General features: G+C 69.9%; 14 protein-coding genes. 4 read left to right on the plus strand and 10 right to left on the minus strand.

Features of this window, described 5'->3' with window-relative positions:
- On the plus strand, positions 1-349 hold a 349-nt coding region (locus tag ABZ883_RS35615; protein WP_360913758.1), incomplete at its 5' end, for a Scr1 family TA system antitoxin-like transcriptional regulator.
- Positions 346-588 carry a DUF397 domain-containing protein gene (locus ABZ883_RS35620; RefSeq protein WP_360913760.1) on the plus strand — a complete coding sequence of 81 codons (243 nt, stop codon included), beginning with the start codon at positions 346-348 and terminating at the stop codon, positions 586-588. The genes ABZ883_RS35615 and ABZ883_RS35620, both read left to right, overlap by 4 nt.
- A 157-nt stretch (positions 589-745) precedes the next feature.
- On the opposite strand, the gene ABZ883_RS35625 is transcribed toward ABZ883_RS35620, so the two are convergent.
- From ABZ883_RS35625 to ABZ883_RS35665, 9 genes are all read right to left on the minus strand, one after another.
- A complete protein-coding gene (locus ABZ883_RS35625; RefSeq protein WP_360913762.1) occupies positions 746-1,999 on the minus strand; it encodes a cytochrome P450 in 1,254 nt (417 codons plus the stop codon).
- Positions 2,000-2,010: 11 nt separating this feature from the next.
- Positions 2,011-3,279, minus strand: a complete 1,269-nt coding sequence (locus tag ABZ883_RS35630; protein WP_360913764.1) for a cytochrome P450 — start codon at positions 3,277-3,279, stop codon at positions 2,011-2,013.
- Positions 3,276-3,839: an ATP/GTP-binding protein gene (locus ABZ883_RS35635; protein WP_360913790.1), complete on the minus strand. Its 564-nt coding sequence runs from the start codon at positions 3,837-3,839 to the stop codon at positions 3,276-3,278. Before ABZ883_RS35635 ends, ABZ883_RS35630 begins: the two co-directional genes overlap by 4 nt.
- Positions 3,840-3,852: 13 nt before the next feature.
- Entirely contained in the window at positions 3,853-4,218 is a 366-nt protein-coding gene (locus ABZ883_RS35640) for a DUF742 domain-containing protein (protein WP_360913766.1), read from the minus strand.
- Complete coding sequence (locus ABZ883_RS35645; RefSeq protein ID WP_360913768.1) at positions 4,215-4,625, minus strand: roadblock/LC7 domain-containing protein; 411 nt, start codon at positions 4,623-4,625, stop codon at positions 4,215-4,217. Before ABZ883_RS35645 ends, ABZ883_RS35640 begins: the two co-directional genes overlap by 4 nt.
- Positions 4,625-5,956, minus strand: a complete 1,332-nt coding sequence (locus tag ABZ883_RS35650) for an ATP-binding protein (RefSeq protein WP_360913769.1) — start codon at positions 5,954-5,956, stop codon at positions 4,625-4,627. Before ABZ883_RS35650 ends, ABZ883_RS35645 begins: the two co-directional genes overlap by 1 nt.
- A gap of 492 nt (positions 5,957-6,448) precedes the next feature.
- Positions 6,449-7,003, minus strand: coding sequence for a DUF6624 domain-containing protein (locus tag ABZ883_RS35655; RefSeq protein WP_360913771.1), 555 nt, complete (start codon positions 7,001-7,003; stop codon positions 6,449-6,451).
- The gene (locus ABZ883_RS35660; RefSeq protein ID WP_360913772.1) at positions 6,996-7,592 is read right to left on the minus strand and encodes a hypothetical protein; all 597 of its coding nucleotides are present in this window, start codon (positions 7,590-7,592) and stop codon (positions 6,996-6,998) included. The genes ABZ883_RS35655 and ABZ883_RS35660 overlap by 8 nt, the downstream gene beginning before the upstream one ends.
- Before the next feature lie 102 nt (positions 7,593-7,694).
- Positions 7,695-8,903, minus strand: a complete 1,209-nt coding sequence (locus ABZ883_RS35665) for a helix-turn-helix transcriptional regulator (protein WP_360913774.1) — start codon at positions 8,901-8,903, stop codon at positions 7,695-7,697.
- 120 nt (positions 8,904-9,023) lie between these two features.
- Here ABZ883_RS35665 and ABZ883_RS35670 point away from each other — a divergent pair, with 120 nt between their 5' ends.
- Both ABZ883_RS35670 and ABZ883_RS35675 read left to right on the plus strand, forming a co-directional pair.
- Entirely contained in the window at positions 9,024-9,728 is a 705-nt protein-coding gene (locus ABZ883_RS35670) for a haloacid dehalogenase-like hydrolase (RefSeq protein WP_360913776.1), read from the plus strand.
- A gap of 414 nt (positions 9,729-10,142) precedes the next feature.
- Entirely contained in the window at positions 10,143-11,393 is a 1,251-nt protein-coding gene (locus ABZ883_RS35675; RefSeq protein ID WP_360913778.1) for an MFS transporter, read from the plus strand.
- A 442-nt stretch (positions 11,394-11,835) separates the two neighbouring features.
- Here the strand turns inward: ABZ883_RS35675 and ABZ883_RS35680 are convergent, their stop codons facing one another.
- Positions 11,836-12,921: a hypothetical protein gene (locus tag ABZ883_RS35680; RefSeq protein ID WP_360913780.1), complete on the minus strand. Its 1,086-nt coding sequence runs from the start codon at positions 12,919-12,921 to the stop codon at positions 11,836-11,838.
- Between the last annotated feature and the right edge of the window lie 251 nt (positions 12,922-13,172).

Consider the following 13,172-nt stretch of genomic DNA (forward strand, 5'->3'; position numbering starts at 1 on the left):
GGTGCCCGAGACGGCGCTGAACGCCCGGTTCGAGGCCGGCCAGTCCATCATGCGCGACCAGATACGCAAACTCCTGGACGCCTCGTCCTCCCCCCATGTGACGCTGCAGATTGTTCCGCTAGCCGCCCACCCGACGTTCCTCGCCAACGGGGCTATGACGCTGCTGGGGTTCCGGCATCCCTGGACGCCGGTGGTCAGCGTCGACAATCCCATGGGCGGCACCCACACCGAGGAGCCCGACCAGGTCGCGTACCTGGAGAAGGTCTTCAACGGTGTCCACTCGATTGCTCTTCCCGTGGACGCATCACGGGAGCTCCTGAACAGGTATCTGGAAGGAACCAGCGCGTGACCATACCTCTGTCCCTGGGCCTCACCGCCCCTGATCTGCCAGGCGCCGTCTGGCGCAAGTCGTCGCGCAGCGGCGGCAATGACAGCCAGTGTGTCGAGGTCGCCACGAACCTCGTCTCGACGCATGGCGCCGTCGGGATCCGTGACTCGAAGAACCCCGACGGTCCGGCGCTGCTCGTCGAGCCGGCGGCGTTCACGCGGTTCATCACCGCGGTTCGTGACGGCCGCTTCGAGGGCTGAGCGTCTGATCTGCAAGCGCGGCCCGGTTCCCCCCACGCCGAATGCGGGGGGAACCGGGCCGCTGCCGTATCGCTGCACCCACCGGACGGGGTGGGCGCAGCGTACGTGTACCGCCGGTGTCACGTGCGGGCACTGGCACGGGCCCCGCACCGGGACGTCACACTGCGGCGGGTCCGAGGACGACGGGGATCTTCTGGTGGCCGTTGGAGATGAAACTCGGCAGCGGCCGGAGCTCGTCCGGGGCCACGGCCAGGCGCAGCTCGGGGAAGCGGCCGAACAGGCTGGACAGCGCGATGCGGGCCTCGATGCGGGCGAGTTCGGACCCCAGACACAGGTGGGGGCCGTACCCGAACGCGAGGTGGTCGCGGGCGGTGGGGCGGGTGATGTCGAACGCGTCGGCGTCCTGGCCGTGGGTTGCCCGGTCGCGGCCGGCGGCCGCGTAGTTGATGGCGATGGCCTCGCCCTGCCCGAAGGTCAGGCCCGTGGGCTCGTCACGGATGTCCTGGACGGGGAACCGCAGCAGGATGGTAGCGATCGGCGCCTCGTGACGCAGCGCCTCCTCCACGACCTGCTCCCAGGCCACTTCGCCGCTGGTGACCAGGGCGAGCTGGTCGGGGTGGCTCATCAGGCTCACCGCGGCGTGGTCGAGCAGGTTGACGGTGGTCTCGTGGCCGGCGCCGATGATGAGCATCAGGCTGTCGGCGAGCTCCTGGTCGCTCAGGCGGTCCTCGGCGCGCGCGGCGACGAGCGCGGACGGAACGTCGTCGCCGGGCTCTTCGCGCTTGAGAGCGATCAGCTCGGTGATGAGCTCGTAGACCCGGGCCGGTGCGGCGGCGGCGTCCTCGGGCGACAGGTCGGTGCTGAACAGGCCGCCGACGGCGTCGCGGAACGCGTCGTGCAGGTCGTCGGGGACGCCGAGGATGCGGTTGACGACCAGCAGCGGCAGCCGCCAGGCGAATTGCGCGCGCAGGTCGACCACCTCGTCCGGCCCGGTGTTCTGGAGCTCGTCGAGCAGATCGTCGGTGATGGCCTTGATCTGGGGCGCCAGGGCCCGGACCCGCCGGGGGCTGAACGCGGCGGCCAGGGGGCGGCGCAGGCGGCGGTGTTCGTCGCCGTAGGCGCTCAGGGCGTTGCGGACGTCGACCCAGATCCGCAGCGGCCAGTCGGGAGGCAGGTCGCCGTCTCGGTAGGCGGTCCAGTGTTGGTAGGCGTCCTTGGAGACGTCGGGGGAGGTGAGGAGGCGGCGTATGAGTTCGGGGTCGGTGACCGACCACGCGGGGACGCCGCCGGGGAGTACGACGCGGGCGGCCGGGCCCAGCGCGCGCAGTTCGGCTCCCTCGCGCTGGAGGGCGCTGCCGGTGGCGTCGAGGGAGTACGGGCATCCGGTGGCAGTGGGAATCGGAGTAGTCATCTGGGGGCTCCTCAGTGCTGAGCGAGTCGGGCAGCGGGCTGGAAGTAGACGGGTAGTGACATCAGGCCGGCGTGGAAAGTGCCGGGGCGGTTGCGCAGCTCGTCCTCGGCGACGGCCAGGCTGAGGCCGGGGCGCCGGTCCAGGAGGCGTTCCATGGCGGTCTCGGAGATGGTGCGGGCGATGTCCGGGGCAGGGCAGGCATGTGCTCCAGCAGAGAAGGCGAGGTGGCCCCTGTTTCCGGTGCGTGCCTCCGGGGCTACGGCGAGGAGCGGATCGCCGTTCGCCGCGGCGAAGGACACCAGGATCGGGTATCCCGGCGTTAGGTAGACGCCTTCGAAATACTGCTCGCCGATCGGGTAGAGCGGGCTGTAGTTGGACAAGGGCGGGTTGTCCCAGAGGACTTCGTCCAGGGCCTCCGCGACGGGCCGGACACCGTCGTGGACCGAGCCGGCGAACCGCGGATCGGTCAGGTAGCGGCGCAGCCCGTTGCCGATGTGATTGCTGGACGGCGGTGCGGCAGCCCCGATCAGCAGCAGGATGGTCTGGATCATCTCCGCGTCGCTGAGGCCTGCGGCGATCAGGGAGCTGGTGACGTCGCGCCCGGGGCGGGCGCGCTTGATGTGGGTGAGGTCCAGGCACGCGGCCTCGAGTTCGTCGTTAGCCTGTGCGGCGTCGCTGCCCGCGTCGAACAGGCGGGTGACCGCGTGAATGATCCGCCCGGCAAGGTCGGGTGCGCAGCCGAACATGTCGATGGCGGTGAGCATCGGCAGCGGATCGGCGTACTGGGCGATCAGGTCGCACTCACCGACCGAGGCGAAGCCGTCGATCAGCTGGTCGGCAATACCGGCGACCGTTGAGGCCAGCGCGAACGTGTCAACCCTGCCCAGGCTGTAGGTGATCGCGCGGCGCAGGCGGGCGTGTTCGGCGCCGTCCTTCCACAGGGCGTTGTCGCGGGGCTGCATCATCATCAGGGCCGGACTGTCGGCGGGGACCCGCCCGGCGGCGAGGTCGGCCCAGTGGCGGGGGTCCTTGGCGAACCGCGCCGGGGTATTGCGCAGCAAGTGGAGGGCGGAGCGGTAGGTGACGGCGAGGTAGCCGTAGACGCCCGGGGCGATCTCGACGGGCATGATCGGGGCGTGCGCCCGCAGCATGCGATAGGTGGCGTGCGGGTCGCGGCTGAACGCGTCCCCGTAGATCGGCGTCGGCCCGCTGGGCGGGGCCGATGAGGTGCCGTGCTGAACGGGGCACGATCCGGCGGCGGCGTGCGGGTGCGTGGTCAACGGACAGGCTCCGGAGTCAGAGTCAGCAGGTAGCGGACGAGGTCGATCAAGGCGTTGCGGGCGCTGGTGTGGTCGCGGGCGTCGCACAGCACCAGCGGGGTGTCGTCGTGGAGGTCCATCACCTCACGCAGGCGCTCCCTTTTGATTTCGGGGGCTTCGGGGAACTGGTTGACGGCCACGACGTAGGGCAGGCCAAGGCTTTCCACGAGGGTCAGGATGTGGAAGGTCTCTGCCAGCCGGCGGGTGTCGACCAGGATGAGCGCGCCGAGGGCTCCGACGGCCAGGTCCTGCAGGATGGGGAAGAAGCGGCGCTGGCCGGGTGCCCCGAACAGGTACAGGACCAGGTCCGGGCTCAGGTGGAGGCGGCCGAAGTCCATGGCCACGGTGGTGCTGGTCTTGCCCGGCAGGTCGGTGTGGTCGATGTCCTGGGCCGCGGCGGTCATCACCTCCTCCGTGCGGACCGGCGGTATCTGGGACAGCACGTCGACGAAGGTGGTCTTGCCCGCGCCCAGATGACCGGCGACGAGGACCTTCACGGTCTGCTCGTCGCCGGTCAGCATCGGCGCGGGCCCGTCAGAGTCGTTGTAGCCCGGCAAGGACTGCCTCCAGCAGCTCACGGTCGGGGGCGGCAGCGTCGAGGATGCGCTGCCGGGTGCTGATGAATCCGGATTCCAAGAGGTCCGCCAGCAGAATCCGCAGGACGCTCACCGGCTGGCCCACCAGAGCGCTCAGTTCAGCGACCGACTGGGCGCTGTGCGCGAGCGTCTGGAGGATCACGTGCTGCTCGGGGTTGAGCTGATTGCGGCTGAGGTGCTTCGCGGATTCGGATAAGACGACCAAGGTGATGTGGTCGAACGTGTTGCGGCTGGCGCGCGACCGGCCGCCGGTGACCACGTAGGTCCTCACCAGCGGGTCGCCGCCACGCCGCGCGTCGCTCATGCGGGCTCGGCCGGCTGCCGTGGCGCAACCGCGAGCTGCTCGCCGAGCCGGTCGACCGCCTTGGTCATCCTGTGCGAGAAGCCCTCGACGTCCACGTCCCTGCCGGCCGAGGTCACCAGGAACGATCCGGCGCCCGCGGCGATGACGAACAGGAAGCCGTTCTTGTAATGGACCATGGTCAGCTGCCACGGGGTCTGCTCGTCACCGACGAAACCGGCCCCGTTCCGCGAGAGGGCCTGCATGCCGGAAGCGAGCGCCGCCACCTGGTCCGCCAGGTCACGGTCCACACCGGCCGAGGCCGCCACCTGCAATCCGTCCGCGGACAGCAGGACCGCGTTGCGGCCGTGCGGGACCGAGACGAGGTCGTCGAGAATCCAGCTCACATCGGGACGGGTGCTGTTGCGCATCAGGACTCCTCATCGGAAAGGGCGCGTGCGGACCGGGTGCCGTCCATGAAAGCGGCAAGAGCCGCGCCGGCGTCCGGTGAAGGCGGCTCTGCCGCAGGCCGGGCAGGACCCCCGGGGGGAGCGGCGGCGTGGCGGCGGCGCATAGGTAGGCCGTCGTCCGCCACGTCGAAGCCGTGGTTCTCAGGCGGTAGCGGCGCAGGGGCGGCGGCCGTGTGCGCCCTATGCCGGGGTGCCGTCGCGGTGGCGGTCTGGTGCGGGGCCGGAACGGCCGCGAGCAGCATGCGGGGGACGAACAGAACGGCACGGACACCGCCGTGGATCGACTGCTGCTCGTCGACATCGGCACGGAAGCCGTAGCGGGCCGCCAACGCACCCACCCCGAGCAGACCGAAGGACGGCGGGTTGCGCAGCTCGGTCAGCCGGACCGGATGCTCCCCGGACAGGCGGTGCTTGGCCATCTCCAGGGCCTCGGGCGACATGCCGGGACCGGCGTCGTGGACCTGGATGGTCAGCCCGTTGTGGCCCTCCAGGATGCTGACCTCGACCGGAGTGGTGGGCGCGCTCTGCCGGCACGCGTTGTCCAGGAATTCGGCCAGCGCCAGAACCAGCGGCTCCACCACACGGCCGGCGATGTAGTGCGCCGACTCGTAGGGAACCCGCACTCGGGGGAAGTCACGCACCCGGGACACCGCGCCACGCACCACATCGAGCAGCGGGGCGTCCTCGCGCTGCCGACCGGGCCACCGGTCGGTCAGTGCGGACACGACCTGCAGTCGCCGGGCCAGCTGGCTGGCTGCGTGGTCGATGGGCTGGACCCGGGCGAGCAGCGTCTCGTCGTGCTCGGCGTTGAGCAGATTCGTGATCGCGAGCGTGAGTTCGTTGACCAGCGCCATGACGGACCCCGTCACGGCGCCGACAGCGACGCGGGCCGATCCTTCGGCCTGCTCGCTCGCGGCGATGCTCAGCTTCCTGGTGTGGTCACGCACGACCAGGAACGCCTGGCCTGTGGGGCTGGCCGCAACGTCCGGGTGGAGGAACTCGGAGGGCAGATCCCCGTCCGCGAGCCCGTGCTGCAGTGCGGCCACGAGAGCCGGCAGGTGCACGGAAGCGAGGTATTCGGCCTCCTCGTGAAGCCTGCCGATGGCCTCACCGGCTTCCGCCAGCTGCTGACGGGAGGCGGCGGCAGCGGACTCGGCGGTCGTCACCTGGGACTGGAGGGCACGAGATCGGGCACGGTGCGTGCTGACCTTTCTGCCGAGGGGAAGGCCGACCGCGCCCGCGCCCACGATGACGCCGGTCCACAGCGCAGGGTCGGAGAAGAGGGGAGTCATCAGATCCTCACGGACGTAACGGTGGGGGGCACGAGCAAGGAGACGTCCGGTGGGGAGACGGCGTCCGACTGGCGCCACCAGGGCGGCACCAGCCCCTCGTCCAACTGCGGTACGGCAGGCGCGAGACCGGCGGGCGGTAACCGCCGTGCCGGTCTTGGGCGGTGGGAGAGCACTGGGGACCCCTTACGAGAGCGGATACGAATACACAGCGCCAGGTGGGGACTTGCCTGCCGGCCGGGGGCTGGGGCCGGGCACAACGCGCTGGGCGAAACGACTCCTGGGAGTGGATCTCCGAGCGCGCGGTCAATCAAACCACTCACCTGGTTGGTTGTGTAGTGGGCATTGAAGTCACGTCCGGTTCATTGCGAAATACGTTGTGCCCCGGGCAGGTTGACGGGTGGGTGTGCTCGTCAGGACCTCGGTGCACGGCGGTGTGGTCTGGCTGTACGCGCTGGAAGCACCTGCCCTCCGCCGCCCGGCCTGGGTGGCGTGTCAGGAAGCTCCGGACTCCACCTCCGAATGGGGCTCCGGTCCCGGTGATGCCAGCAGTGTGTGACCGCCCCGGATCCGCGCGTCGTACTCGGCGTGCGGTTCCAGACCCAAGGCTTGGCGGCGCCAGTCCAGGTCGCCGGGGGCGATGCACGGGTAGAGCGTCAGCCCGTCCTGGCCCGGCAGGTATTGCGTGCCGAACATCTGGGGCCGCCGGTGCCGGACGAAGTTGCGGTCCGTAAGCAGTGCGAGGTCCTTGCCATCGGCGTCGCCGGCTCGCACTGACTCGTTGAGCAGGGGCAGTACACGGTCCTGGAAGGCGAGGTCAGGCGCCTCCACGGCGATCAATGCCGCAGTGTGAGCTGCCCGTTCGCCGACCAGCCGGTGCCCCGGCCAGCTGCGGCCGGCGGTGATGATGGCCGCCAGAATCTCCATGTTCTCCCGGTGCACCCCTGCCAGGCGGGCGGCTGGCGTCCCTGGCGAGGTCGCCTCGTCGACGCGCCATTTGCAGCGCAGGAGATCCAGGCCGAGGTCCGGCCGTTCCGGCTGCTCAGGCATCGGTCACGACCTCGCTGGCGCACAACCCGCGCGCATCGGCAAGGCTCGCGGGCAGGACCGAAGCACGGGGTACGTGCCATTCCTCGCCGCCCTCCAGCGGGCGCAGCCACACGATGTCGCGGTCGCCGGCCATGACCTGTCCGAATCTGCGGGTGGTGATGTCGAAGACGAACGCGTGCCGTGCCAGACATGTGATCTCGGACGGCAGCCGCCTGGAGGCCTCCCACCGCGCGTTCCCCCACGCGAGGGCGCTGAGGATCTGCCGTGCGTCGGTCATCCTCGGTGGCACGGAGGGCGCCCCGAGCCAGTAGGGCCCGGGAGGCCGCAGGCGTTGGACGGCGGGAAGGGGAACGGCGTTGCGGTGGACGATGAGGACGTTCGGGATCGGCCTCCACGCCGCGACGGCGGTGGCCGTGGTGAAGAAGTACAGTGCGCGCTCGGCCGGGTCGACCATCACCGAGCCGAGGCGGGGAATCCAGCGGACGACGTCGAGGCCGAGGTGACGGGGCATGCGAAGCGCGCACCAGTCGCCTGCCTCGCGCTGACGGCGGGGCGTTTCCGGGTCTTCGTCATCGGTGCCTGTGTGCATGAGCCGTTCTCCTGTTCCGTGACACGGCCGTGGTGCGACGGTATGCACGAGGAAAGGCGCCGACCCGTACTGTCGGTACGGGTGACCCACGAGTACGGCCGGTTACGCCAGGCCCATGCGGTCCGCGAGGCCTTCCACCTGGCGCCGGTAGGTGGGGCGCACTCGCCGGCGCAGCCCCACGACCATGTCCCGGGCGAGAGGGCTGCGGGCGAGGTCCTCGGGGGCCATCTCCTCCAGATCCAGGAGATGAACGAGGACGGCAGGGTCCTCCCGGCGCAGGGCGTAGCAGTGCGCCACTTCCAGCAGGAACGTGAAGTGCCGCTCCAGCGACGGCAGGCGGCCGGCGTCGACCTGGTCCGCGGCCCGCAGTGCCTCGGCGGCCTCTCCGGCCTCCATCTCGATGCTGACGTGATGGAGCAGCACATTCGTCGGTCCGAACACCGTCCACATCGCGTTGCCCTCCCCGGACTCCCGGGCGCGGGGAAGCGCGTGGTGGGTGAGCCGGTGGTGCGCGGCCGACCATCGGCGGCGCCGTGAGTCGGCGACCACGGCGACGAGTTGCAGGGCGCCGGTCAGCGCCGGGACCACCGGATCGGATGTTGCCTGCTGCAACTGTTCGATACCGAGTAGCGCCACTTGCTGCGCGCCGTCCTCTTCCCCGTCGGCCAGCAGGACGTGGCCGAGGTTCCACTGGGCCGCGGCGATACGGATCGGGTCGTCGGCGTCCTGCGCTGCCCGCAGGGCCCGGTCGGCGGCCATGAGCGACAGGTCGACCCGCCCTGTGCGTCGGCAGTACGAGCGGAGCATGAAATACAAGTCGGCCGCGCACCGCAGCACTTCGCGCCGCGCGGCGGCGTCGCTGCCTCGCGCGTAGGCCCGTGTGGCGTGCTCGGTGTCGGCGATGAGTGCCGGCAGCACCGCCGCCGCCTGGGTGAACCGCTCCGGGCTGCTCTGCCACACCCGCCAGGCGGACTCCACCCGCTCGCGCAGCACCACTGGCGTCGCCGGGTGCCGGCTGGCCGCCGGTCCGTAGCCCATCAGCGCATGAGGCACGGTGGGCTCGATCCCCCACTCCGCAACAGCCCGGGCCTCGGTGGCCGGTTCCTCGCTCAGCAGGGCGGCGAGAGGCACGCCCAGTTCGCCTGCCAGTGCGTGAAGGACTTCCAGGGAGGGAGTTTTCAGCCCCCGCTCGATCTTCGACAGGTACACCTCGGTGATGCCGCACAGACCGGCGACCGCCGCTTGCGTGCGGCCCCTCTTGCTGCGCCAGTGCCGGATCCGATCGCCAACCGCCAGCGGTGGAACGCCCATCCCTCCCCCTTTCCTGGGATGGCTCATGAAGGAAGCGTAGAGCGTAGCCGAAAGGTTGCGGTACGCAATCGGACCGGGTGTGCGAGGCTGGGGGCGCTGACGGCAGGCAGGAGGGCAACCGTGACGGATCGCCGGTTCGTGCTGTGGGACATCGACCACACGCTGATCGACACCCGCGGCGTCGGCCGTGCACTGTCCGCCGCGGCCTTCGAACAGGTCACCGGTCAGCCCATGCGGGAGCAGGCGAAAATCGACGGGATCACCGAACCCGTGATCTTCCGCGAGACCGCCCGGCTCCACGGCCTGAAGACCGGCCGCGCCGACTTCGAACGGTTCGCCCGCGCACTCGCCGACGGGCACCTGGCGCACTCGTCGCAACTACGGGAACGCGGTCACGCTCTCCCCGGCGCCGCTGCAGCCCTGGATGCACTGGCCGGCGTCCCGAGCCTTGTGCAGACCGTGGTCACCGGGAACGTCCGCGCGGTCGCCGAGATCAAACTCCAGGTGTTCGGGCTCGACCGCCACATCACCTGGGCCGTCGGCGCGTACGGCGAGGACAACGATGAGCGGCCTGCGCTCGTCCGCACCGCCCTGGCACGTCTGAGGGAAAAGTTCGGCCCCGTCGACCCCGCCGAGGCCCTGGTCATCGGCGACACCGCAGCCGACGTCACGGCCGCCCGGGACAACTCTGTGGCCGTCCTCGCGGTCGCCACCGGCCGGACCACGGCCGACGACCTACGAGCCGCCGGAGCCGACCTCGTGGTGCCGGACCTGACGCGCACCGCCAGCGTCGTGGAGAAGGTGTGGGCACTGCTCAAGGGCTGAAGCCCTTTCCGCTCCGTGGCCGACGCTGGGCTCTTGGCCGCATTGCCTCGTATGCCGACGACCGGTCCTGCGACGCTGCCCGACCCGTGCCCGTACCCGGTCGTCATTCCGCTGGGTGGGATTTCGCGCGCCGTTGTTCCGCTCAGTGAGTTAATCGGCCTCTGAGGCGGGTTCTGGCTTCCCTCCTGCATCTCCTCTTCCTACCGTTGCCGTCGTCCCCGATCCCGGGGGCCTCTCACACTGGAGGAATTCCATGCGCCCCTACCGCGCCTCGCGTCCGAACCGCGCCGCCCGTCCGAACCGGGCCGTGCGCCCCTACTGAGCCACCGCGCTCAGAGTGCCAGAAGGCGGCCGCAATCCTGCGGCCGCCTTCACTCGTCTCCACCGCCCTACAACTTCGACCGAAGGACCCTCGTGGCTGTCACCGACGCCCCCGTGGCCCCCATCCGACCGTCGACGTCGGCTCACACTGCCCGCACCGTCGTGTGGACCCTGATCGGTGCCTCGCTCGTGGTGAAGGCGGCCGGGTTCGGCTGGGACTACCTCTCCTACTACGTGGCCGCCGGGCACGGCACGACCGCAGCCGGCGCGGCATTGACCCTGTTCGGCGTGGGCTGGTGCCTCGGCCAGGGGATCAGCGGCTGGCTCACCGACCGGGCCGGGCAGCGCACCGCACTGGCCGTCATGATGACGTTCGCCGCCGGCGCCTGCGTCGCCCTCACCCTCGTCCACTCGCTTCCGGCGCTCCTGGTCGTGTCGGTGTGCCTGGGCCTGACCATGGAGACCTACCGACCCGCGGTCTCCGCCGCGATCAATGAACACCTGCTCACCGGCGCCGCACGGACCCGCGCGCAGACGGCCCTGTACTGGTCGATCAACGTCGGCATCGCTGTCTGCGGAGGCCTCGGCGGCTACGTAGCTCATCACCACGGCTACCGCATTCTGTTCCTGGCCCACGCCGCGGTGTGCGCCGCCTTCGCACTGCTGGCCTTGCGGCTATTGTCGGCCCGCCGGCCCGAGACGGCCCGAGAGACGGCCACGTACCGGCAGGTGCTCGCCGACCCCGCTTTGCGCTGGATCGCCGCGGTGTCGGTGGCGGCCATGGTGTGCGCCTGGGGGCTGGTGTCCGTGCTGCCGCTGCTCATGACGAACGACCATTTACCACCCACGGCCTACGGCACCGCGATGATCTTCAATACGGTGGCGGTGCTTGTACTGACGCCGCCGATGACGCGGCTCCTGGTTGGACGTGGCGAGACCCTGCGGTACTCCCCCGTCACGATCCTGGTGGCAGGCACGGCGATCCTCGGCCTGGGCCTGGCCTACGCGTCCTTCCAGCACACCACGCTGGGGTATTCGGCCGCTTGCGGCGCCCTGGTTCCCGGGGAGATTTGCTACAGCGTCGCGGTCGGCGCCTACGTCTCCACCGCAGTCCCGGACGGCGCGGTCGGCCGCTACCAAGCGGTCCTCTCCGCGGCTTCCGCCGTGGCGTCACTGCCGCCGCTGGGCATCGCGGTTGCACTCAACGCCGGCGGCCGGCCGCTGGTCGCCTCGATCCTCGGCGGCTGCGCCCTTCTCGGCGTCCTTGCCTGCTACCCGCTGTCACGCGCGCTGCGCGCCCACGGCAGCCACCACAGACCGATTCCTTCAGGAGAATCCTCGTGACCGCGAACTTCCGCAACGTGCCCTGGCCGACCGGCCCGGCACCGGCTCCGCGACCAGCTGCCCCCGCATCCCGCACGGAACCGCTCCCCCCGACCGCTCCAGGCGGAACGCCCCCTTCGCCGCAGGCTGCCAACGACCGCCCCAGAACCCCTGACGCCGACCCGGCGACCCTGAACGTCGGCCCGCGGACCCCATGGTGGTGGTAGGCGCCCGCTTCGTCAGGCACTACCAGTGATGCACTGAGCGCGGCCAGGTCCCAGACCAGGCCGCGCTCACTGTTTGGTGGTGACCGTTGCTCAAGCGACCGCCGCGCCGATCTGCTGGACCGTCGGGGCCGGGTACAGCTGCGGGAGGTGCTCGGCGATCGCGCCGACCCGGTACGGCCCCACGGCGGACGCCCGATCCCGTGGGCCTCCTACTGCTGTGGTCCCGAGAACACGCATCACCGCCAGCCCGTGAGGTTGGTGTCACCACAATTGGACAGAGCCAAGTCCGCGTTGAGGTCACCGAAGCCGTAGTTCTTGATGACAGCGATGCTCGCGGGCGAGCAGACCTTTGCGCCGGCCCCGACGAAGGTCGCCAAGATCGGCGAGGTGTTCAGCCGAGTGGTCTGTATGACGTTGTAGACGTCGTGGGAGAAGACGAAGCTGGAGTTGAGGGTGGTCGCGGGGCCCGACCCGGTGATGGGGGCCTGGTTCGAAACGGCGCGCAGACGAGACTCACCGCGACGGTTCGGGACCCCAGGGAGGCTTTTGCCCTGAGCGATCCACTGAGCCACGGAGTACGGCATGATCTGGTTGAGGTTGGTGATCGCCGTACCGTCGTTCCCCAGATCGGTGTCCTTGTACCCGGCGCACACGCCCGATGCCCGGGCCAACCTGACGTCGTCCTCGCTGAGACCGAGTGCCAGCAGCCAGGACTGCCGGGGGCCTGAGCCGAAAGGCGGCAGCAGCGGCTGCACCGGGCGCTGGACACCCGCGGCGTCGGTGTAGCTGCATGTCGTGTAAATGCTCCTCAACTGAGAGATGGTAAGGCTCGGGGACGCAAGGTTGCCGGGCGGCTGCGCCCCAATGGGGCTGGTCAGATCGGTCGTCCAGGTGACGGCGTCCCTGGCGAACGGGATCCAGGTCAGCTCCGTACCGGAGGCCAGCGGACCGCGCGACATGCGGACGAAGTCGATACAGCTCCTGCCGGCAAGGATGTCGTTGCGCAGCGCGTCGATGTCGTTGCCGTGGGGACGGTCCATAGTGCAGAGCGGACGCGTTGCGGGGTCTTTGATGCTGATCGGGGAGGTGCCGGTGGAGTCCCAGGACGCGATGATCCGGTTGCCGTCGGCGCCCACGACACTGGTGCCGTTGGCCAGGTCGTTCATGACGTCCTGCGTGGTGTCCGAACCGACACCCGCCAGTTGACGGTAGTCGGTGATCGGGCTCGGGTCGGCCGAGGCAGGGGCGGACAGGAGTCCGACGGCGATGGCAGCGGCGCTCAGGATCGCAGCGCCGAACGTGGCACGAAACTTGACGTTCACTTCAGAACTCCTTGTTCGGGATTTCGAAGACTGGACGTTCAAGCTGAAAGCGGGCTTTCGTAACGGCCGAGACGACGGCCGACAACCCGCAACATTTCCACGTCCCGGCACGGCGGCCAACAAATTTCCCGTGAGGAGAAGATTGCGGAAGGGCCATCTAGACCCGTACTTCGCGGGTGACCGTTTCAGGTCTGTGGCCAGCGAGTTTGTCCGATGTCGGTGTCGAGGAGGTCGAGGAGGTGGAGTTGGAC

The organism is Streptomyces sp. NPDC046977 (genome assembly GCF_040644455.1).
Lineage (GTDB): Bacteria > Actinomycetota > Actinomycetes > Streptomycetales > Streptomycetaceae > Actinacidiphila.

Excerpts from the sequence above, each read along its gene's own strand:
- ABZ883_RS35655 (WP_360913771.1), bottom strand. The coding sequence starts at position 7,003 with ATGCCTGAGCAGCCGGAACGGCCGGACCTCGGCCTGGATCTCCTGCGC.
- ABZ883_RS35625 (WP_360913762.1), bottom strand. The coding sequence starts at position 1,999 with ATGACTACTCCGATTCCCACTGCCACCGGATGCCCGTACTCCCTCGAC.
- ABZ883_RS35640 (WP_360913766.1), bottom strand. The coding sequence starts at position 4,218 with ATGAGCGACGCGCGGCGTGGCGGCGACCCGCTGGTGAGGACCTACGTG.
- ABZ883_RS35660 (WP_360913772.1), bottom strand. The coding sequence starts at position 7,592 with ATGCACACAGGCACCGATGACGAAGACCCGGAAACGCCCCGCCGTCAG.
- ABZ883_RS35650 (WP_360913769.1), bottom strand. The coding sequence starts at position 5,956 with ATGACTCCCCTCTTCTCCGACCCTGCGCTGTGGACCGGCGTCATCGTG.
- ABZ883_RS35645 (WP_360913768.1), bottom strand. The coding sequence starts at position 4,625 with ATGCGCAACAGCACCCGTCCCGATGTGAGCTGGATTCTCGACGACCTC.
- ABZ883_RS35665 (WP_360913774.1), bottom strand. The coding sequence starts at position 8,903 with ATGGGCGTTCCACCGCTGGCGGTTGGCGATCGGATCCGGCACTGGCGC.
- ABZ883_RS35635 (WP_360913790.1), bottom strand. The coding sequence starts at position 3,839 with ATGCTGACCGGCGACGAGCAGACCGTGAAGGTCCTCGTCGCCGGTCAT.